Origin of the sequence: Ideonella sp. (genome assembly GCF_035254525.1) — a bacterium.
Classification (GTDB): Bacteria; Pseudomonadota; Gammaproteobacteria; order Burkholderiales; family Burkholderiaceae_C; genus Ideonella.
In genome coordinates this window covers 1-18,785 of sequence record NZ_DATFAN010000042.1, presented here as the reverse complement: position 1 = coordinate 18,785, position 18,785 = coordinate 1, and the positions used below count along the sequence as shown (strand labels likewise).

At 70.3% G+C, this 18,785-nt stretch carries 18 protein-coding genes; 11 read left to right on the top strand and 7 right to left on the bottom strand.

Going from position 1 to position 18,785, the window contains the following annotated elements; genetic code table 11:
* On the top strand, positions 1 to 285 hold the full coding sequence (locus VJ693_RS04130) for an STAS domain-containing protein (protein WP_324152196.1): 285 nt from the start codon (positions 1 to 3) through the stop codon (positions 283 to 285).
* Here the strand turns inward: VJ693_RS04130 and VJ693_RS04125 are convergent, their stop codons facing one another.
* Positions 286 to 1,158, bottom strand: coding sequence for a MurR/RpiR family transcriptional regulator (locus tag VJ693_RS04125; protein ID WP_324152195.1), 873 nt, complete (start codon positions 1,156 to 1,158; stop codon positions 286 to 288). It abuts the gene before it with no gap.
* A 97-nt stretch (positions 1,159 to 1,255) separates the two neighbouring features.
* Positions 1,256 to 2,701 carry a glucose-6-phosphate dehydrogenase gene (zwf, locus tag VJ693_RS04120; protein ID WP_324152194.1) on the bottom strand — a complete coding sequence of 482 codons (1,446 nt, stop codon included), beginning with the start codon at positions 2,699 to 2,701 and terminating at the stop codon, positions 1,256 to 1,258.
* Positions 2,702 to 2,876: 175 nt separating this feature from the next.
* On the opposite strand from zwf, the gene tal reads away from it, so the two are divergent.
* From tal to VJ693_RS04105, 3 genes are read left to right on the top strand one after another with little or no spacing between them, the layout of a single operon-like run.
* On the top strand, positions 2,877 to 3,824 hold the full coding sequence (tal, locus tag VJ693_RS04115) for a transaldolase (RefSeq protein ID WP_324152193.1): 948 nt from the start codon (positions 2,877 to 2,879) through the stop codon (positions 3,822 to 3,824).
* Between the two features lie 3 nt (positions 3,825 to 3,827).
* The gene (gene pgi, locus VJ693_RS04110; protein WP_414652223.1) at positions 3,828 to 5,492 is read left to right on the top strand and encodes a glucose-6-phosphate isomerase; all 1,665 of its coding nucleotides are present in this window, start codon (positions 3,828 to 3,830) and stop codon (positions 5,490 to 5,492) included.
* Positions 5,489 to 6,127, top strand: coding sequence for an HAD family phosphatase (locus tag VJ693_RS04105; protein ID WP_324152191.1), 639 nt, complete (start codon positions 5,489 to 5,491; stop codon positions 6,125 to 6,127). Before pgi ends, VJ693_RS04105 begins: the two co-directional genes overlap by 4 nt.
* On the opposite strand, the gene VJ693_RS04100 is transcribed toward VJ693_RS04105, so the two are convergent.
* From VJ693_RS04100 to VJ693_RS04085, 4 genes are all read right to left on the bottom strand, one after another.
* Positions 6,120 to 7,100, bottom strand: coding sequence for a GlxA family transcriptional regulator (locus VJ693_RS04100; protein ID WP_324152190.1), 981 nt, complete (start codon positions 7,098 to 7,100; stop codon positions 6,120 to 6,122). The two genes, VJ693_RS04105 and VJ693_RS04100, sit on opposite strands and share 8 nt — an antisense overlap.
* A 31-nt stretch (positions 7,101 to 7,131) precedes the next feature.
* Positions 7,132 to 7,710, bottom strand: a complete 579-nt coding sequence (locus VJ693_RS04095) for a cysteine hydrolase family protein (protein WP_324152189.1) — start codon at positions 7,708 to 7,710, stop codon at positions 7,132 to 7,134.
* 101 nt (positions 7,711 to 7,811) lie between these two features.
* Complete coding sequence (locus tag VJ693_RS04090) at positions 7,812 to 9,002, bottom strand: M20 aminoacylase family protein (protein ID WP_324152188.1); 1,191 nt, start codon at positions 9,000 to 9,002, stop codon at positions 7,812 to 7,814.
* An 84-nt stretch (positions 9,003 to 9,086) separates the two neighbouring features.
* Positions 9,087 to 10,268 (bottom strand): ABC transporter substrate-binding protein, encoded by a 1,182-nt coding sequence (locus VJ693_RS04085; RefSeq protein WP_324152187.1) that lies wholly within the window; start codon positions 10,266 to 10,268, stop codon positions 9,087 to 9,089.
* Positions 10,269 to 10,423: 155 nt separating this feature from the next.
* On the opposite strand from VJ693_RS04085, the gene VJ693_RS04080 reads away from it, so the two are divergent.
* Genes VJ693_RS04080 through VJ693_RS04070 form a run of 3 tightly spaced genes read left to right on the top strand, consistent with a single transcriptional unit; the run spans position 10,424 to position 13,913 of the window.
* Positions 10,424 to 12,457, top strand: coding sequence for a molybdopterin oxidoreductase family protein (locus tag VJ693_RS04080; RefSeq protein ID WP_324152186.1), 2,034 nt, complete (start codon positions 10,424 to 10,426; stop codon positions 12,455 to 12,457).
* Between the two features lie 4 nt (positions 12,458 to 12,461).
* The gene (locus VJ693_RS04075; RefSeq protein ID WP_324152185.1) at positions 12,462 to 13,580 is read left to right on the top strand and encodes an aminopeptidase; all 1,119 of its coding nucleotides are present in this window, start codon (positions 12,462 to 12,464) and stop codon (positions 13,578 to 13,580) included.
* Between the two features lie 15 nt (positions 13,581 to 13,595).
* Positions 13,596 to 13,913, top strand: coding sequence for a polyhydroxyalkanoic acid system family protein (locus VJ693_RS04070; RefSeq protein WP_324152184.1), 318 nt, complete (start codon positions 13,596 to 13,598; stop codon positions 13,911 to 13,913).
* Positions 13,914 to 13,917: 4 nt separating this feature from the next.
* Here VJ693_RS04070 and VJ693_RS04065 read toward each other — a convergent pair whose 3' ends face one another.
* Positions 13,918 to 14,172: an acyl-CoA-binding protein gene (locus tag VJ693_RS04065; protein WP_324152183.1), complete on the bottom strand. Its 255-nt coding sequence runs from the start codon at positions 14,170 to 14,172 to the stop codon at positions 13,918 to 13,920.
* Positions 14,173 to 14,271: 99 nt separating this feature from the next.
* On the opposite strand from VJ693_RS04065, the gene VJ693_RS04060 reads away from it, so the two are divergent.
* The 4 genes from VJ693_RS04060 to VJ693_RS04045 all read left to right on the top strand — a co-directional run.
* Entirely contained in the window at positions 14,272 to 15,738 is a 1,467-nt protein-coding gene (locus VJ693_RS04060) for a wax ester/triacylglycerol synthase family O-acyltransferase (protein ID WP_324152182.1), read from the top strand.
* A gap of 105 nt (positions 15,739 to 15,843) precedes the next feature.
* Positions 15,844 to 16,491, top strand: coding sequence for a response regulator transcription factor (locus tag VJ693_RS04055; RefSeq protein WP_324152181.1), 648 nt, complete (start codon positions 15,844 to 15,846; stop codon positions 16,489 to 16,491).
* A 140-nt stretch (positions 16,492 to 16,631) separates the two neighbouring features.
* Positions 16,632 to 18,626 (top strand): sensor histidine kinase, encoded by a 1,995-nt coding sequence (locus VJ693_RS04050; protein ID WP_324152180.1) that lies wholly within the window; start codon positions 16,632 to 16,634, stop codon positions 18,624 to 18,626.
* 22 nt (positions 18,627 to 18,648) lie between these two features.
* Positions 18,649 to 18,785, top strand: a 137-nt coding sequence (locus tag VJ693_RS04045; RefSeq protein ID WP_324152217.1) for a UDP-3-O-acyl-N-acetylglucosamine deacetylase, incomplete at its 3' end; no start/stop codon positions are given.

The following is an 18,785-nucleotide window of genomic DNA, read 5'->3' as shown; positions in this document are numbered from 1 at the left end:
ATGGGTGCGGAAGCCGTGCTCACGCTGCCCGCTGCACTGACGTTGCGCGACGCGCGATCGGCGATGGCCGCACTCGGCCCGGCCATTGCGGAGTCCGGCGACCCGACGATCACGGTCGACGCGTCCGCGCTGACCCACATCGATTCGGCCTCGCTGGCGGTGCTGCTGCAGTGCCGCCGCCTGGCCGAGGAACGCCAGCGCGGTTTCGAGGTGCGCAACGCACCGTCGCGGCTGGTGGATCTGGCCAGGCTCTACGGCGTGGCCGAGCTGCTCGGCATCGCCTGATCAGTCTGCCGCCTGGGGCGCGTAGCGCCGCGTCCGCAGGTTGCGCTTGATCTCCTGCAGCACCGGCCGCAGCGCCTGGCCCAGGCGCAGCGCGACGCCGGTGGTCAGGATGTCGATGATCATCAGGTGCAGCATGCGCGAGACCATCGGGCTGTAGCGGTCGTAGTCTTCCGGGTGGTCGGCGGCGAGCAGGATCTGGCCGGCACCTTGCGCCAGCTGCGCCAGCGGCGAGCCGCTGGCCGTGATCACGATCAGCGTCGCGCCCTTCTTCTGGGCGATCTCGGCCACGCCGAGCAGATCCTGGCTTCGGCCGGAGTTGCTGATCACCACTGCGCAGTCGACCGGCTTGAGCATCGTCGCGCTCATCACCTGCACGTGGCCGTCGCTCATCGCGATCGCGTTCACGCCGAGGCGGAAGAACTTGTGCTGCGCGTCCTGCGCGACGATGCCCGAGTTGCCGACGCCATAGAACTCGACGCGGCCGTTCTGCCGCGCGGTCTCGACCAGCGCCGCCATCGCCCGCTCGAAGGCGTGGCTCGCCGCATCGTTGCGGTACTTCAGCAGCGCGCTGACCGCGTTGTCGATCACCTTGACGATGATGTCGGCGGGCTTGTCGTCTTCGTCGACCGAGCGGTGCACGAAGGGCACGCCCTCGTTCACCGTGCCCGCCAGCTTGCGCTTGAAATCGGCCAGCCCGTCGTAGCCGACGCTGCGGCAGAAGCGCACGACGGTGGGCTTGCTGACGTGCGAGCGCTCGGCCAGCTCGCCGACCGGCATCGACGCGAAGCTGCGCGGGTCGTTCAGAACCAGCTTGGCGACGCGCTGCTCGGCGGGCGGCAGCGCCGGGATCGATGCGCGGATGCGGTCAAGCACGGCAGCGCTTTCGGGCCGCAGCGCCGGGCCCCGGCCAAGCACGGCCCGATCCCCTCGGGGGATCGATCCGGGTACTCATGGGGCGAGGGGCCGTCATCTACTGTTCCTCGGCCCAGGCGAAGCCGTCGCGCGCCACGAGGGCGCTGGCGGCGGGCGGGCCCCAGCTGCCGGCGGTGTAGGTCTTCAGATCGCTCGCATCGCCGGCCCAGCTGTCGAGGATGGGCTCGACCCAGCGCCAGGCCTGCTCCTGCTCGTCGCTGCGCACGAACAGGTTCAGCCGGCCGGCGATGGCGTCGAGCAGCAGGCGCTCGTAGGCGCCCACGCGTTCGGCCGGGAAGGCCTTGTCGAAATCGAGATCCAGGAAGACCGGGCTCAGCGCCTCGCCCTGGCCCGAGCCCTTGGCCGCGAGCAGGTGCAGCTCCAGGCCGTCTTCCGGCTGCAGCTTGATCACCAGCTTGTTCGCGCGCGTCGAGCCCGGGAAGATCGGGTGCGGCACTTCGCGGAAGTTGACGACGATCTGCGCGTCGCGCGCCCCCAGCCGCTTGCCGGTGCGCAGGTAGAACGGCACGCCGGCCCAGCGCCAGTTCTGCACCTCGGTACGCAGCGCGACGAAGGTCTCGCAGGTGCTGCCGGCGGGCACCTTGACCTCGTCGAGGTAGCCGGGCACGGCCTTGCCGTCGACGGTGCCGGCCTTGTACTGGCCGCGAAGCACGTCGCGGGCCACGCTGGCCGGCGTGAAGGGCTTCAGCGACTTCAGCACCTTGAGCTTCTCGTCGCGGATCGCGTCGGCGTCGTTGGTTGACGGCGGCTCCATCGCGACCATCGTCAGCAGCTGCAGCGCATGGTTCTGGATCATGTCGCGCAGGGCGCCGGTGCGGTCGTAGAAGTCGCCCCGGGTGCCGACGCCGATCGATTCGGCCAGTGTGATCTGGATGTTCGCAATGCTCTCGCGGCGCCACAGCGGCTCGAACAGCGCATTCGCGAAGCGCAGCGCCATCAGGTTCTGCACCGCCGGCTTGCCGAGGTAGTGGTCGATGCGGAACGCCTGCCGCTCGCTGAACACCGAGCGCACGACGCGATTGATCTCCTGCGCACTGGCGAGGTCGTGGCCGAGCGGCTTTTCCAGCACCACGCGCACCTTCGGCCCATTCAGGCCGGCCGCGCCGAGCTGCTCGCAGATCACCGGGAACAGATGCGGGCTGGTCGCCAGGTACAGCACGGCCGTGTCGGCGCCACGCTCGTCGAGCCAGGCCTTCAGGCCGGCGTAGTCGGCCGGCTGCGACAGGTCCATGCGCCGGTAGTGCAGCAGCGCGGCGAACCGATTGAATTCGTCGTCGCTCGGGCGCTTCGACTGCTCCACTTCGGCGAAACGCTCGCGGATGAAGCCGCGGTAGTCATCGTCGCTGCGCTCGTCGCGCGCCACCGCCAGGATGCGGCCGCCAGCCGGCAGCTTGCCGTGGCGAAAGGCCTGGAACAGGGCCGGCATCAGCTTGCGCCAGGTCAGGTCGCCGGTGCCGCCGAAGAAAACGAGGTCGAATGACATGGTCCCGATGTGAAACAAAGTTACACGGCGGATAATGCATGAGTTTCTTCGACCGGTCAATCGGCGGCCGGTTCATCGGCAACCGTAACCAGGAAGAAACCCGCCCGGGCGCTCAGGGTTTCTAATGACGCCCGTGCGCCGCCTCTTGTCTTTCGCGCGGCCCCACCACAGCACCATGAACCAACTCGACCAACTCAAGGCCTACACCACCGTCGTCGCCGACACCGGTAACTTCAAACAGCTTGCGCAGTACGCGCCGCGCGACGCGACGACCAACCCTTCGCTGATCCTGAAGGCGGTGCAGCAGCCCGACTACGCGCCGCTGCTGCAGGAAACCGTCGCCGCGCACCGCGGGTCGCCGCTGCCCGACCTGGTCGACGAAGTGCTGGTGCGTTTCGGTCGCGAGATCCTCGAGATCGTGCCCGGGCGGGTCTCGACCGAGGTCGACGCGCGACTGTCGTTCGACACGGCCGCGACGATCGCCCGCGCCCACCACCTGATCGCGCTGTACGAAGCCGCCGGGGTGGCGCGCGAGCGCGTGCTGATCAAGGTCGCGTCGACCTGGGAGGGCATCCAGGCGGCCAAGGCCCTCGAGCACGAAGGCATCCATTGCAACCTGACGCTGCTGTTCAGCTTCTGCCAGGCGGTGGCGTGCGGCGAGGCGGGCGTGACGCTGATCAGCCCCTTCGTCGGCCGCATCTACGACTGGTACAAGAAGCAGGCCGGCGCGGCCTGGAACGAGGCCGCCATGGCCGGCGCCAACGACCCGGGCGTCAGGTCGGTCGCACAGATCTTCAACCACTACAAGCACTTCGGCGTCGAGACCGAGGTGATGGGCGCGAGTTTCCGCAACATCGGCCAGATCGTCGCGCTGGCGGGCTGCGACCTGCTGACGATCAGCCCCGATCTGCTCGCGCAGCTGCAGGCCGGCGAGGCGCCGCTCGCGCCGGCGCTCGACGCCGCGGATGCCCGCGCGATGAGCCTGCACGCCGTCAGCTACAACGAGGCCAGCTTCCGCTTCGCGTTGAACGAGGATGCCATGGCCACCGAGAAGCTGGCCGAAGGCATCCGGCTGTTCGCCGCCGATGCCGCGAAGCTCGACAAGCTGATCATGGAGGCGTGAATCATGGAGCCCCCAAGCTCTCTCCGTTCGCTGCCCCCCGAGGGGGCGCCCGGCGGCTTCGGGCGGCCGGGCGCCGCCGGCCCCCGCTGCGATGAGACCGTGCCCTGGACCGCGCTGAGCGGCCATTACGAGGCCCATGGCCGCGAGCTCGACCTGCGCGAAAGCTTCGCCAACGACCCGGCGCGTTTTCATCGCTTCTCGCTGCAGGCGCCGGAGGTCTTCGCCGACCTGTCGAAGAACCGCTGGGACGAGGTCACGCGCCGGCTGCTGACCGAGCTGGCCGAAGCGTGCGGCCTCGAGGCGCGGCGCGATGCGATGCTGGCCGGCGGCCCGATCAACACGACCGAAGGCCGCGCGGTGCTGCACACGGCCCTGCGCGCGCCGCGTGGCGCCGGGCCGCACAGCGGCGAAGTGCACGAGGTGCTGGACCGGATGCTGGCTTTCGCCGAGCGCGTTCGCGCGCAGGCAGGCACGGTCTACACCGACATCGTCAACATCGGCATCGGTGGCTCGGACCTGGGCCCGCGCATGGCCGCGCTCGCGCTGCAGCCGTTCTGCCACCCGGCGCTGCGCCTGCATTTCGTCTCGAACGTCGATGGCCACGACATCACGCCGGTGCTGCACGGGCTGAAGCCCGAGCGCACGCTGTTCATCATTGCCTCCAAGACCTTCACGACGCAGGAGACGATGGCCAACGCCGCGGTCGCGCGCGAATGGTTCGTCGCCCATGGCGGCCAGGACACATCGCGCCATTTCGTCGGCGTGACGACCAACCTCGACGCGGCCGCGAAGTTCGGCATCAGCGACACCTTCGGATTCTGGGACTGGGTCGGCGGTCGCTACTCGCTGTGGAGCTCGATCGGCCTGCCGCTGGCGATCGCGATCGGCGCCGACGCCTTCCGCGCCTTCCTGGCCGGCGCTCGGGCGATGGACGAGCATTTCGCGACGGCCCCATTGGCGCAGAACCTGCCGGTGCAGCTCGGCCTGCTCGATGTCTGGTACCGCAACTTCCACGGCTTCACCAGCCGCTCGGTCGCGCCCTACCACCAGGGCCTGGCACGGCTGCCGGCCTACCTGCAGCAGCTGGAGATGGAGTCCAACGGCAAGGGCGTCGATGTCGACGGCCGGCCGCTGCCCTACGGCACCAGCCCGGTCGTCTGGGGCGAGCCGGGCACCAACGGCCAGCACGCCTACTTCCAGATGCTGCACCAGGGCACCGACGTGGTCCCGGTCGAGTTCATCGCGGTCAAGACGCCGAGCCATGGGCACGGCGACCTGCACACCAAGCTGCTGGCCAACTGCCTGGCCCAAAGCCAGGCCCTGATGCTCGGCAAGACGGCTGATGAGGCGGCGGGCGAGTCCGCGCCGACGGCATCGAAGACGCTGGACCCGGCGGTGCTCGCGCGCCACCGCAGCTTCCCAGGCAACCGGCCGAGCACGACCTTGCTGCTCGATGCGCTGAACCCGCGCTCGCTCGGCGCGCTGATCGCGCTGTACGAGCACAGGGTGTTCACGAGCGGCGCGATCTGGGGCATCAACAGCTTCGACCAGTGGGGGGTCGAGCTCGGCAAGGCGCTGTGCAACCAGTTGCTGCCCCGGTTCGCGTCGCGCGACACCGCGGGGCTGGATGCCTCCACCGCCGGGCTGCTCGCTCGCCTGACGTCATGAGCCACGCCGCCGACACGACCGCCGTCGTCTTCGACTTCGGCCGCGTGCTGTTCGACTGGCAGCCCGAGGCGCTGCTGGCGCGGGTGCTGCCGCATCGTGCACAGTGCGCCGATACCGCCGCGCATTGGGTCGAGCAGATCTTTCAGGCCTACGGCGGCGACTGGGGCGACTTCGATCGCGGCACGGTCGACGTGCCGACGCTCGTGGCCCGCATCGCCGCGCGGACCGGCCTGGCCCGCAGCGAGGTGCAGGCGGTGGTCGATGCCGTGCCCCAAGCCCTGACACCGCTGCCGGGCACGGTGGCCGTGCTCGAGCGCCTGCGGGCCGCGGGCCGGCGGCTGTTCTTCCTGTCCAACATGCCGCTGCCGTATGCCGAGCACCTGGAGCGCACGCACAGCTTTCTCGGCTGGTTCGACGGCGGCGTGTTTTCGTCGCGGGCCCGGCTCAACAAGCCCGACCCGGCGATCTTCGACCACGCGCAGCGTCAGTTCGGCGTGGCGGCGGCGGACCTGCTGTTCATCGACGACCACGCGCCGAACGTCGAGGCGGCCCAGGCGCTGGGGTGGCAAGCGGTCCAGTTCACCGGCGACGCGGCGCTGGCGCGCGACCTCGGCGCGCGCGGCTTGCTCAGCTGACGGCCGCGCGATGGCGCGCGCGGCGCCATTGACGATCCGAGCTGAAGCCGGCCAGCGCCAGCGCCTGCTTGGTGTGCAGGCCGGCCTGCTTGGCATCCTGCGCGAGCGCGAGCCGAACCTGCTCGACGTGCTCGCGCGGTGTCAGGCCGGCGTGTTCGCGAAACAGCCGCGCCAGGTGGCGCGGCGTCACGTGGGCCAGCGCGGCCATGCGCTCGAGCGTCCAGTCCTCGCCCGGCGCCTCGAGCACCGCGTTTTGCACCGCATGCACCGCGGGGTGCAGGTGGCTGCGGCCGGCCAGCAGCGGCGAGCGCTCGGGGTCGTCGGCGCTGCGGCGGTGGTAGACCACCATCACCTGCGCCACGGCCGAAGCCAGTGCCTCGCCGAGCGTGGCGGCGATCAGGTGCAGTGCCAGGTCGATGCCGGCCGTGATGCCGGCGCTGCTGGCCAGCGGCCCGTCCTCGACGAAGACGCGATTGCCCTGCACGTGCGCCGCGGGAGCCAGGGTGCGCAGATCGTCGAGCATCTCGTGGTGGGTGGTGACCACGCGCCCGGCGAGCAGGCCAGCGTCGGCCGCCAGCAATACGCCGACGCACACGGTGAGCAGGCGGTGTGGCGTATCGGCCGCAGCCAGGGCCGGCGCCACCACGCGCGCCAGCCACTGGCGCGCAGCGAGCCAGGCGGTCTGCCGGCGCACGACCTGCGTCGCGTCGCCTGGCCGCCCGAGCAGCACGACCCAGGTCGGCACTGCCAGCGATGCGGGCAGGGGTTCCAGTCCGGCCAATGTCAGCCCGACCGACGAGCGTGCGCTCGGTTCGGCGCCGGCAAAGCGCAAGCGGAACGCGGGCGGCCGGCCACGCCGCTGGAGCTGCTGGTTCGCCAGCCGAAAGGCCTCGGCGGGTCCGGCCAGGTCGAGCAGCAGCGTGTCCGGCAGCACCACGAGCAGCACGTCGATCGGGGGCGTTGCGGCGTTCACGCGAGTTCCAAGGCGCGTCCGGCCGGCCGCATCACGCCGCCTCGGCCGCACGCGTGAGGGCCTGCTCCACCGTGCAGATGGTGGCGAAGCGGCCGGCGAGAACGGTTTCGGTCCGCTCGCGGATCGCCGCGGCACTCAGCGTGGCGCCGGCCGGCGTGGTCATCGCGAAGGTCAGCGTCGCCTCGGTCACGTAGTCGACCTCCCAGCCTTCGTCGCTGGCGTGGCGGGTGGTCGTCTCGCAGCACTGCTCGGTACGGATGCCCGCCACGATCAGGCGGCGGATGCCGTGCTGGTGCAGCCAGATCGCGAGCCCGGTGCCGACCAGTGCGCTGTGGCGGTGCTTCTCGACCACCAGCGCCGGGTCGAACGGCGCGAGCTCGGCCAGCGGTTTGATCAGGCCGCTGGCGTGCGAAAACGGGTTGTCGGCGCGGTTCGGCCCATCGGTGTGGAACACCTGGACGATCGGGATGCCGGCCTGGGCCGCGCCGGCGATCAGCGCGTTGGTCTTCTCGAAGAACGCGGGCGCTTCGGCGTCGGTCCAGTAGGGCCTGGCGCGGAAGGACTCCTGCACGTCGATCAGCAGCAGGGCGGTGTGGGCGGAAGTGGACATGATGCGGACTCTCGGCGGGTGGTTGATGATGCGCTCATCTTTGCCCGTGGCCAAGCCGCTGCCCAGGCTCGCGCCGGACCGAAACCGGTCAATTCAGGACATCATTGCAGCGCCAGCCAGGTCTCAGCGAGCCGGACCCACAGCGCCGCCCCCGGCGCGATCAGGCCATCGTTGAAGTCGTAGGTCGGGTTGTGCAGCGTGCAGGGGCCCAGGCCGTGGCCGGGCAGGCGGTGGCTGCCGTCGCCGTTGCCGATCACGAAGTAGGCGCCCGGTTTCTCGAGCAGGAAGTAGCTGAAGTCCTCGGCCGTCATGGCCGGCTCGAATTCGAGCGTGTTGGCCTCGCCGACCAGCTCATGCATCACGCCGCGCAGGAACTGCGCCTCGGCGGCGTGGTTGATCGTCGGCGGGTAGTTGCGGTGGAACTCGAAATCGACGCCGCAGCCGAAGGCGGCCGCGGTGTGCTCGGCGATCTCGCGCATGCGGCGCTCGATCAGGTCCAGCACCTCGAGCGTGAAGGTGCGCACCGTGCCTTCGATCTCGCAGCGGTCGGGCACGACGTTGGTGGCTTCACCGGTGTGGATCATCGTGACCGAGACCACCGCGGCATCGAGCGGCTTCTTGTTGCGGGTGACGATGGTCTGGAAGGCCTGCACCATCTGGCAGGCCACCGGCACCGGGTCCAGCCCGAGGTGGGGCAGCGCGGCGTGGGCCCCCTTGCCGTGGATCGTGATCTTGAACTCGTTGCTGGATGCCATCGCCGGGCCGTCGCAGACAGCGAACTGCCCGGCCTCGTACCCGGGCCAGTTGTGCATGCCGAAGACCGCGTCCATCGGGAACCTGTCGAACAGCCCGTCGCGGATCATCTCGCGCGCGCCGCCGCCGCCTTCTTCGGCCGGCTGGAAGATCAGGTAGACGGTGCCGTCGAAGTGGCGGTGTGTCGCCAGGTGGCGGGCGGCGGCCAGCAGCATCGCCACGTGGCCGTCGTGGCCGCAGGCGTGCATCTTGCCGGGGTGGCGGCTGGCGTGGGAGAAGGCGTTGCGCTCGGTGACCGGCAGCGCGTCCATGTCGGCGCGCAGGCCGATCGCGCGCGGGCTGTGGCCGTTCTTCACAATGCCGACCACGCCGGTCTTGCCCAGGCCGCGGTGGATCGGAATGCCCCACTCGGCCAGTTGCCGCGCCACCAGATCCGCGGTGCGGACCTCCTCGAAGCAGAGTTCGGGATGGGCATGGATCTGGCGCCGCAGTGTGGCGATCGTGGCCGCATCGGCCTGCAGGTCGTCGATCAGGGACATGGCACGGTCTCGCTCGCTCGGGTGCTGCGGGATGTTACCCGGGGCACCCGGCGCCCACCGCCCTCAGGGTGAACGCGACCGGGGTCAGCGGCGCACGCCGCCCTCCTTGGTCAGCATCGACAGCTCGACGAAGCGCGAGGCCACGTGCTGGTGCGGGCCGAAGTTGACCGTGAAGCCACCGAGGTTGAACCCCTGCAGCGATTCGACCCCGCTGACGAAAGCATCGAAGGTCGCGCTGCGCGCCTGCCTCAATCCTTCGATGAAGACGCGGGCCGCGACATATCCTTCCATGCTGGAATAGTTCGGCTGCACCTTCGCGTCGTTGATCGCCTTGATCGCGGCGAGGTACTCGCGCACGATCGGCACCGAGTTGGTGTACGGGTAGGGCATGACCTGGCTGACGACGACGCCGTTGGCTTCGGGCCCCAGCTCATCGGCCAGCGCCTGCGTGCCGACGAAGGACACGTTGTAGAACGTGCCGCCGAAGCCCGCCTTGCGCGCCGCGCGGATGAAGGCCGCGCAGCTCTTGTAGGCGCTGATCTGCACGATCGCGTCGGGCTTGGCCGGGACCAGCGCTTTCACCGCCGCCGCGACGTCGACGCTGTTGCGCTCGACGGTCGCCACCGCGACCGGGTTCAGCCCCTTGGCCTTCAGCGCCTTGGTGACGCCATCCAGGCCCGCCTGGCCATAGCTGTCGTTCTGGCGGAACACGGCGACCTTGTTCAGGCCGAGCGAGGTCAGCTGCTTGACGATCAGCGCCGTCTCGTCGTCGTACGAAGCGCGCACATGGAACAAGGGCCTGGCATGCGGCTCGCGCAGCGCCATGGCGCCGGTGAAGGGGCCGAAGAACGGCGTGCGGCCGTCCTTGACCAGGGGCAGGGCGGCCAGCGAGGTGGGGGTGCCGACGTAGCCGAACAGCGCAAAAACGTCCGCGGCGAGAAACTTCTCGGTGTTGGCCTTGCAGCGCGCCGGGTCGTAGCCGTCGTCCAGCGTCTGCAGGTCGATCCTGAGGCCGCCCAGGCCGCCCGCGGCGTTGAAGGCGTCGAAGGCCAGCCGCGCGCCGGCGTTCATCTGGATGCCGAGCTGGGCGGCCGGGCCGGTGAAGGCGGCCGACTGGCCGAGCACCAGCCGGCTGCTGCCGCCCTGGGCGCGGGCGCCGAGGCCAGCGCCGGCCAGGGCGCCGACGGCCAGGTGCTGCAGTGCGCGGCGGCGCGGAAGGAGGCCCGGCGACGGGGTGGAATGCAGTGAGGGCGGAATCTTGGTCATGCGGCCTTGTTCGTCCGATCCGGGCCGGACGTGAGATGAGGCCGTGCGACACCGGGGGTTCCCTGCGACCTGTTTCACGGCTTGGCCGGGGAAGATGAAACGCCCTGTTAACCTGGCCCGCCGGCGGGTACCGGAGCCTGTGACATGATTTCGCGATGAACTCGCGCACCGTCCACGCCGCCTGCCCGCATGATTGCCCCGATACCTGCGCGATCCGCGTGACGGTCGAGGAAGACCGCATCGTGCGCATCCAGGGCGACCCGGATCACCCGCCGACCCACGGTGCGCTGTGCACCAAGGTCTCGCGCTACGCCGAGCGGGTCGACCACCCCGAGCGCGTGCTGACGCCCCTGAAGCGCGTGGGCCCGAAGGGCGCCGGGCAGTTCGTGCCGGTTGGCTGGGACGAGGCGCTGGACGACATCGCGGCGCGTCTGCGTGCGATCGCGGGGCGCGACCCGCAGGCTGTCGTGCCCTACAGCTATGCCGGCACGATGGGCCTGGTTCAGGGCGAGAGCATGGCGGCGCGCTTCTTCCACAAGCTGGGTGCGTCGCTGCTCGACCGCACGATCTGTGCCGCCGCCGGCGGCGAGGCCCTGCAGCTGACCTACGGCGGCAAGCTCGGCATGCACCTGGAGCATTTCGCCGAGAGCAAGCTGATCCTGATCTGGGGCAGCAACTCGATCGCCTCGAACCTGCATTTCTGGACCTTTGCCCAGGCCGCCAAGCGGGCTGGCGCGAAGCTGATCGCGATTGACCCGCGCCGCACCGAGACGGCCGAGAAATGCCACCAGCACATCGCCCTGCTGCCCGGCACCGACGGTGCGCTGGCGCTGGGCCTGATGCACGAGCTGATCGTCAACGATTGGCTGGACCACGACTACCTCGCGCGCCACGTCGAGGGCTGGCCCGCCCTGCGCGAGCGGGCGCTGCCATGGACACCCGAGCGCACCGCGGCCGAGTGCGGCCTGACGGTCGACGAGGTCAAGGGCCTGGCGCGCGACTACGCCACGACCCAGCCCGCGGCGATCCGGCTGAACTACGGCATGCAGCGGGTGCACGGCGGCGGCAATGCGGTGCGGCTGGTGGCGTTGCTGCCCTGCCTGACCGGCGCGTGGCGTCACCGCGCCGGCGGCCTGCTGCTGTCGGCCTCGGGCTGGGCCAAGCCGGTCAGGAACACCGCGGCGCTGGAGCGGCCCGACCTGCTCGCCGGCCGGCACCCCCGCACGATCAACATGAGCACGATCGGTGACGATCTGCTGCGCGAGGCATCGCCCGCCTTCGGCCCGAAGATCGAGGCGCTGATCGTCTACAACAGCAACCCGGCGGCCGTGGCGCCCGAGTCACCCAAGGTGGTCGCCGGCTTCCGGCGCGAAGACCTGTTCACGGTGGTGCTCGAGCACTTCCTGACCGACACCGCCGACCACGCCGACTACGTGCTGCCGGCCACGACCCAGCTCGAGCACTGGGATGCCCACACCAGCTATGGCCACACCTACGTGCTGATCAACCAGCCGGCGATCGCGCCGCGCGGCCAGGCGAAATCGAACTGCGAGATCTTCCGCCAGCTCGCCGCACGGCTGGGCTTCGACGAGCCGTGCTTCCGCGACAGCGACGAGGCGATCGTGGGCCAGGCGTTCAACGCCGAGATCGATGCCGAGCGGCTGCAGCGCGACGGCTGGGTCAGGCTCCCGCTGCCGGACGCGCCCTTCGCCGAAGGCGGCTTCGCCACGCCCGGCGGCAAGGCCATCGCCAGCGCACCCGGCATCCCGCTGCCCGACCACGTGCCGAACTACGAGAGCGCCGCGAGCGCGCCGGCGCTGGCGGCGCGCTACCCGCTGGCGATGATCTCGCCGCCGGCGCGCAACTTCCTCAACTCGACCTTCGTCAACGTCAAGAGCCTGCGCGACATCGAGGCCGAGCCGATCGTCGAGATCCATCCGAGCGACGCGGCGGCCCGCGCGCTCGCCGATGGCCAGCCGGTGAGGGTCTACAACGACCGTGGCAGCTACCACTGCACGGCCCGCGTCAGCCCGCGGGCCCGGCCCGGTGTGGTCAACGGCCTGGGGGTGTGGTGGCGCAAGCTGGGCCGCAACGGCACCAACGTCAACGAGCTGACGCACCAGCGGCTGACCGACCTCGGCGCGGCGCCGACCTTCTACGATTGCCTGGTCGAGGTCGCGGCGCTGTGAGCCGATGCGGCTGAGGGGCTGGCTGGTGGCGAGCGCGGTCGGCATCGTCGGTCTGCTGGCGCTGGCCGTCGGCACGGTCTGCGTCACCAGTGGCTGCAGTTCGCTGGGCTACCTGGCGCAGTCGGCGGCCGGGCACCTGCACATCGTCAACAGTGCCCGCCCGGTCGACGACTGGATCGCCGACCCGGCCACCAGCGAGGCACTGAGGACCCGGCTGGAGCTGGCCAAGCGCATGCGCGAATTCGCCGTCACGGCGCTGAAGCTGCCCGACAACGACAGCTACCGCCGCTTCACCGACCTGAAGCGCCCGGCGGCGGTGTGGAACGTGGCGGCGGCGCCCGAGCTGTCGCTTCGGCTCGAGACCTGGTGCTACCCGGTGGTCGGCTGCGTCGGCTACCGCGGCTACTACGCACAGGCGGACGCCGACGCCGAGGCGGCGGCGCTGCGCGCGCGGGGGCTCGAGACCACCGTCTACCCGGTGCCGGCGTATTCGACGCTGGGCAAGATGGAATGGCTGGGCGGCGACCCGCTGCTGTCGACCTTCATCCAGTGGCCCGAATCCGAGCTCGCGCGGCTGATCTTCCACGAACTGGCGCACCAGGTGGCCTACGCGCCGGGCGACTCGATGTTCAACGAATCCTTCGCGACCGCGGTCGAGCGCCTGGGCGGCGAGCGCTGGATGGCCGCCGAAGGCTCGCCCGGCGGTCGCACCCTGGCCGCGGCGATCGAGCAGCGGCGGCGCGATTTCCGCGGGATCACCCAGGACGCCCGCCGCGCGCTCGACGCTCTGTACCACTCGGCGGCGAGCGACGAGGCCAAGCGCGCCGGCAAGGCCGAGATCATGGCGCGGCTGCGCGCCGGGCATGCGGCGCTGAAGGCCGGGCCCTGGGGCGGGTTTGCCGGCTACGATGCGTTCTTCGCCAACGCCAACAACGCCTCGCTCGGCATGCAGGCGGTCTACCTGGACTGGGTGCCCGCCTTCAGCGCGCTGTTCGAACGCGAGGGGTCGGATTTCGAGCGTTTCTACGCCGAAGTCCGGCGCCTGGCCGGCTTGCCGCGGGCGGAGCGCGACGCCACACTGCGCGGACTCACGCCGCCCGCCCCCGATCACCCGACGAACTGAGAACCACGATACGCCATGGCCGACATCCACATCCACCGCGACCACACCCTCGGCCTCACCCGCGCCCGCAAGGTCGCCTGGAAATGGGCGGAGCACGTCGAGCAGAAGTTCGAGATGGAGTGCACCGTGCTCGAGGGCGAGACCAGCGACACCGTGCAGTTCAAGCGCTCGGGCGTGTCGGGCACGATGATCGTCACCGCCGACCACTTCCAGGTCGACGCCAAGCTCGGCCTGCTGCTCGGCGCCTTCGCCGGCCAGATCCAGGGCGAGGTCAGCAAGCAGCTCGACGAGGCCTTGGCCAAGGAGCAGGCCAAGGCCGCGAAGAAGGTCTGAAGACCTACTTCAGGCCCTCGATGAGGTCGATGTATTCCTGCATCGCCTCGTCGTTCGTCTTGCCCTTCAGCTCGTTCCAGGCATCCCACTTGGCGCGGCCGACCATGTCGGTGAAGCCGGGGCGCTTGCCGTCCACGTCGCCGGCAGTGGCCTGCTTGTACAGCGCGTAGATCTTGAGCAGGGTCATGTTGTCGGGCTTTTCCGGCAACTGCTTGCTCTCGGCGACGGCGGTCTCGAATTGGGTCTTCAGGTCGGCCATGGCAAACGCTCCGCTGGGTAAAGTCTGAATTGACGGGCGGGATGTTACCCAGCATCGTCGCCACGACACAAAGCTTGTTCTAGAGGGAGCGCCCCACCCATGACCGCCCACGCCGCCGTCACCACCGAGCGCATGTCGCGCGTCGACACCGCCTGGTTGCGCATGGACACCGACGCCAACCTGATGATGATCGTCGGCATCTGGCTGGTCGAGCCCGAGCTGAGCCTCGGCGATCTGCGCACGCGCGTCGAGGGCAGCCTGCTGCTGTACGACCGCTTCCGCCAGAGGGTCGTCGAAGACGCCATGGGCGCCACCTGGGTCGAGGACGGCCAGTTCGACATCGCCAACCACGTGGTGGCCGAAACGCTCGAGGTCGCCCCCGGCCAGGCCCCGCTCGACGCCTTGAAGGCGCGGGTCGGCGAACTGGCGGCCACCCCGCTGAACCCGTCGCGCCCGCTGTGGGAGCTGCGCTTGGTCGAGAACCTCGAGCCCGGCCGCAGCGCGATCATCACCCGCATCCACCACTGCATCGGCGACGGCATCGCGCTGATCTCGGTGATGCTGTCGATCACCGATGGCGGCAAGCCGCCGCCGGAGAAGAAGCGCCGCACCAACGGGGCCGCAGAAGGCGAGGGCGCCGAGGCCGACTGGTTCGCCGATGCGCTGCTCAAGCCGGTGACCGACCTGACGATCAAGGCGATCGGGCTGTACGGCGACGGCATGGGCCGGTCGATCGAGTTTATTTCCCAGCAGGTGGCCAACCCGACGCAGCCGCTGGCCGGCGGCATGGAGGTGGCGCGCATCGGCTACCAGGTCATCAGCGACGCGGCGGCGATGGCGCTGATGCCCGACGACTCGCCGACGCGCCTGAAGGGCAAGGCCACGCCAGGCAAGAAGGTCGCCTGGGGCGAGCCGCTGCCGCTGGAGGATGTCAAGGTCATCGCCCAGGCCTTCGGCGGGTCGATCAACGACATCCTGCTGACCTGTGTCGCCGGCGCGATCGGCGATTACCTGCGCGATCACGGCGAAGACCCGACCGGCAAGGAGATCCGCGCGATGGTGCCGGTCAACCTGCGCCCGATGGAGCAGGCCTGGAAGCTCGGCAACCGTTTCGGCCTGGTGCCGCTGGTGCTGCCGGTGGGCATTGCCAACCCGGTCGACCGGCTGGCTGCGGTGCGCGCGCGCATGAACGAGCTGAAGGGCGGCTACCAGCCGGTGATGGCCTTTGCGCTGCTGGCGGTGGCGGGCCTGCTGATCAAGCCGATGCAGGCGGCGCTGCTGAACCTGTTCGCGAAGAAGGCCACTGCGGTGATGACCAACGTGCCGGGCCCGCGCGAGCCGCTGAAGTTCTGCGGGCGAACGGTCCGGCAGGTGATGTTCTGGGTGCCGCAAAGCGGCGACATCGGCGTGGGCGTCAGCATCCTGAGCTATGCCGGTGGCGTGCAGTTCGGCCTGATCACCGACGACACGCTGTGCCCGGACCCCGAAGCCATCATCGAGCGCTTCCAGCCCGAGTTCGAGCAGCTGCTGTACCTGGCGCTGATGCTGCCCTGGGGCGACGACTGAGATGTCCGCCCCTACGCCGCTTCGCGTCGGTCCCCCGAGGGGATCAGACCGCTTGGGGCGGCCCGGCGCGGCCTGAGTCGCTGAACCGTCGAAAGCCGCGACGCCATGGACCCCGTTTCCGTGCTGATCGTGGAAGACGACGAGCGCTTTCGCGCCGCTTTTGCCGCCACCATCACCGGCGCGCCCGACCTGAAGCTGATCGGCACCGCGTCCGACCTGCCGCATGGCCTGCTGCTGCTGCGCGAGCTCAAGCCCGACGTGCTGCTGGTCGACCTGGGCCTGCCCAGCGGCAGCGGCATCGAGCTGATCCGCTACGCCCACGGCCACCTGCCCCAGACCGACGTGATGGTCGTCAGCGTGTTCGGCGACGAGCCGCACGTGATGGCCTCGCTCGAGGCCGGCGCAACCGGCTACCTGCTGAAGGACACCCACCCGGCCGACCTCGCCGAGCAGATCCGGATGCTGCATGCCGGGGGCAGCCCGATCAGCCCGGTGATCGCGCGCCAGCTCCTGCAGCGGCTGGCCGGCGACCCGACACCGCCACCCGACGGCGAGGCGTTGCTGTCGCCGCAGGAGCGCCAGGTGCTGACCTACTCCGCCAAGGGCTTCAGCTTCGAGGAGATCGCCCGCATGCTGGGCGTGTCGCGCCACACGGTGATGACCTACGTGAAACGCAGCTACCGCAAGCTGCAGGTGCACTCGAAGACCGAGGCCATCTACGAGGCCCGCAAGCTGGGGCTGGTGCGGGATTGACGACCACCCCCGAAGCGCCTTCGGCGCCTCCCCCTCGAGGGGGCGCCGCCAGCGGCCCGGCAAAGCCGGATCCGCGGCGGCTGCTTGGTGGCGAGGCTTCGCGCGACAACGGTCGCTCGACGCTCGCGGGAGCCGTTGAGATGGCGGGGGTCGGCGACTCTGCGTGGCCAGAGGCGGGGGGCGGCGAGCCGCAACGGGCGCGGCGCCTGCGCGTCGGGTGGGTGCTCGCCGTGCTGGCGGCACTGGCCGCCGGCCTCGGGCTGCTGGCCCGATCGAGCCTGCCGGTCGGTTCCGCGGGCGAGGTGCGTTTCGACAGCGCGTGGGTCAGTTCGCGGCCTTTCGATGCCAGCCGGCAGCGCGACGACGGCCGGCCGCGGCCGCAGGTGGATGCGCCGGACCCGGCCGACGCTGCGGCATGGCGCCAGGTGGCGCTGCCGCTGTACGAGCAGGCGCGGCCCGACCTGCCGGGCGAAGCGCACCCGCGCGCACTGCGGGTCTGGTGGTACCGGGTCGACTATGTCGTGCCGGCCGGCGTGGAGGGCGCGCTGGCGCTGTATGTGCCGCGCGTCACCGCCGGCGCGGTGCAGGTCATCGAGCACGACCGCGCGCAGTGGCGCCTGCAGTGGGACGGCGCCGAGCGCTGGCGCGAGCAGTGGAACCGGCCGGTCTTCGTCGATCTCGGCGCGGCACCGCCGGCCGGCAGCACGCTGCACCTGGCGGTCGGGGTGATCCGCTACGACACCGGCCAGCACCGCATGTCGCGCATCAGCGTCGGCCCGCGCGAGGCGCTGGCCAGCCGCGACGGCTGGCGGCGCGCGCTGCAGCTCACCGCGCCCGAGGTCGGCTCGCTGACCTTCCTCGCGCTGGGCCTGTTCGCGCTGCTGTACTGGCTGCGCCGGCGCCACGAGCAGGCCTATCTGCTGTTCTTCTTCAGCTCGCTGGTGTGGACGCTGCGCAGCCTGCACTACTTCATCGACATGCCGGCCGATCGGGTGGCCTACACCTGGTTCTGGTGGGCCACCCACGCGTCGCTGTCGTGGGTGATGATGCTGATCTACCTGTTCGCGTTCCGCTTCGACGCGCGCAGCTACCCGCGGGCCGAGCGGGCGCTGCTGGTGTTCGTGGCGGCGATGTCGCTGCTGACGATGCCGCTGCCCGGCTCGCTGTTGAACTCGCTGGTGCAGCAGCACCTGGTCAACGCGATCGTCGGCCTGGTCGTGACGGCCTGGCTCACCGTGGTGGCCTGGCGCGGCGGGGCGATCGAGTTCCGCGTCATCGTCGGCGTGCTGTGGCTGTCGGAGCTGCTCGGCACGCACGACCTGCTGCTGATCGCTGGGGTGATGCCGGTCGAGTCGGTGTACCTGCTGCCGTTCGCCACCGTGCTGGTGTTGCTGGCCTTCCTGTTCGCGGTGCAGCAGCGCTACTCGGCGGCGATCGACCAGGTCGAGCGTGTCAACGCGGGCCTCGAGGCCCGGCTGGCGGCGCGCGAGGCCGAGCTGCGCGCCAACCACGAGCGGCTGCGCCTGGTCGAGCGCGAGCAGGCGCTGCTGATCGAGCGCCAGCGCCTGATGCGCGACATGCACGACGGCCTGGGGTCGACGCTGATGTCCTCGCTCGTGCTCGCCGAGCAGGGCAAGCTGCAGCAGGACGCGCTGGCGGCGTTGCTGCGCGAGTGTGTCGACGACCTGCGGCTGGTGATCGAGTCGCTCGAGCCGATCGAGCACGACCTGGTCACGCTGCTGGCCTCGCTGCGCCACCGGCTGGGCCGCCGGCTCGAGGCCGCGGGCCTGGCGATGCGCTGGGAGGTCGACGACCTGCCGCCGCTGCCCTGGCTGAACCCGCCCGACGCCTTGCAGGTGCTGCGCATCGTGCAGGAGGTGCTGACCAACGTGCTCAAGCATGCCCAGGCACGCACCGTGCGCATCGCCACGCGCTGCGACGGCGAGAACGTGCAGGTGCTGATCGAGGACGACGGTCGCGGCTTCGACCCCGCCGTGGCGAACCATGGCCGTGGCCTGCGCCACCTGGTGCAGCGCGCCGCGCGGCTGGGCGGACGCCTCGTGATCGACAGTGCGCCGGGGCGGGGCACACGCACCGAGCTTGACCTGCCTTTACAGCGCGCAACACGGCCCTGACCGACAATAGCGCTTCATGCCCATGCTGAAGCAACGCACCCTCAAGTCCCTCACCCGCGCCGTCGGCGTGGGCCTGCACAGCGGCCAGAAGGTCGAGTTGACGCTGCGCCCTGCGGCGCCGAATACCGGCATCGTGTTTCGCCGGGTCGACCTGCCGGT

What these genes read in the sequence shown, in the direction of transcription:
- VJ693_RS04130 (WP_324152196.1), top strand. Translation starts at nt 1, where the DNA reads ATGGGTGCGGAAGCCGTGCTCACGCTGCCCGCTGCACTGACGTTGCGC.
- zwf (WP_324152194.1), bottom strand. Translation starts at nt 2,701, where the DNA reads ATGTCATTCGACCTCGTTTTCTTCGGCGGCACCGGCGACCTGACCTGG.
- tal (WP_324152193.1), top strand. Translation starts at nt 2,877, where the DNA reads ATGAACCAACTCGACCAACTCAAGGCCTACACCACCGTCGTCGCCGAC.
- pgi (WP_414652223.1), top strand. Translation starts at nt 3,828, where the DNA reads ATGGAGCCCCCAAGCTCTCTCCGTTCGCTGCCCCCCGAGGGGGCGCCC.
- VJ693_RS04105 (WP_324152191.1), top strand. Translation starts at nt 5,489, where the DNA reads ATGAGCCACGCCGCCGACACGACCGCCGTCGTCTTCGACTTCGGCCGC.
- VJ693_RS04095 (WP_324152189.1), bottom strand. Translation starts at nt 7,710, where the DNA reads ATGTCCACTTCCGCCCACACCGCCCTGCTGCTGATCGACGTGCAGGAG.
- VJ693_RS04090 (WP_324152188.1), bottom strand. Translation starts at nt 9,002, where the DNA reads ATGTCCCTGATCGACGACCTGCAGGCCGATGCGGCCACGATCGCCACA.
- VJ693_RS04085 (WP_324152187.1), bottom strand. Translation starts at nt 10,268, where the DNA reads ATGACCAAGATTCCGCCCTCACTGCATTCCACCCCGTCGCCGGGCCTC.
- VJ693_RS04080 (WP_324152186.1), top strand. Translation starts at nt 10,424, where the DNA reads ATGAACTCGCGCACCGTCCACGCCGCCTGCCCGCATGATTGCCCCGAT.
- VJ693_RS04075 (WP_324152185.1), top strand. Translation starts at nt 12,462, where the DNA reads ATGCGGCTGAGGGGCTGGCTGGTGGCGAGCGCGGTCGGCATCGTCGGT.
- VJ693_RS04070 (WP_324152184.1), top strand. Translation starts at nt 13,596, where the DNA reads ATGGCCGACATCCACATCCACCGCGACCACACCCTCGGCCTCACCCGC.
- VJ693_RS04065 (WP_324152183.1), bottom strand. Translation starts at nt 14,172, where the DNA reads ATGGCCGACCTGAAGACCCAATTCGAGACCGCCGTCGCCGAGAGCAAG.
- VJ693_RS04060 (WP_324152182.1), top strand. Translation starts at nt 14,272, where the DNA reads ATGACCGCCCACGCCGCCGTCACCACCGAGCGCATGTCGCGCGTCGAC.
- VJ693_RS04055 (WP_324152181.1), top strand. Translation starts at nt 15,844, where the DNA reads ATGGACCCCGTTTCCGTGCTGATCGTGGAAGACGACGAGCGCTTTCGC.
- VJ693_RS04050 (WP_324152180.1), top strand. Translation starts at nt 16,632, where the DNA reads ATGGCGGGGGTCGGCGACTCTGCGTGGCCAGAGGCGGGGGGCGGCGAG.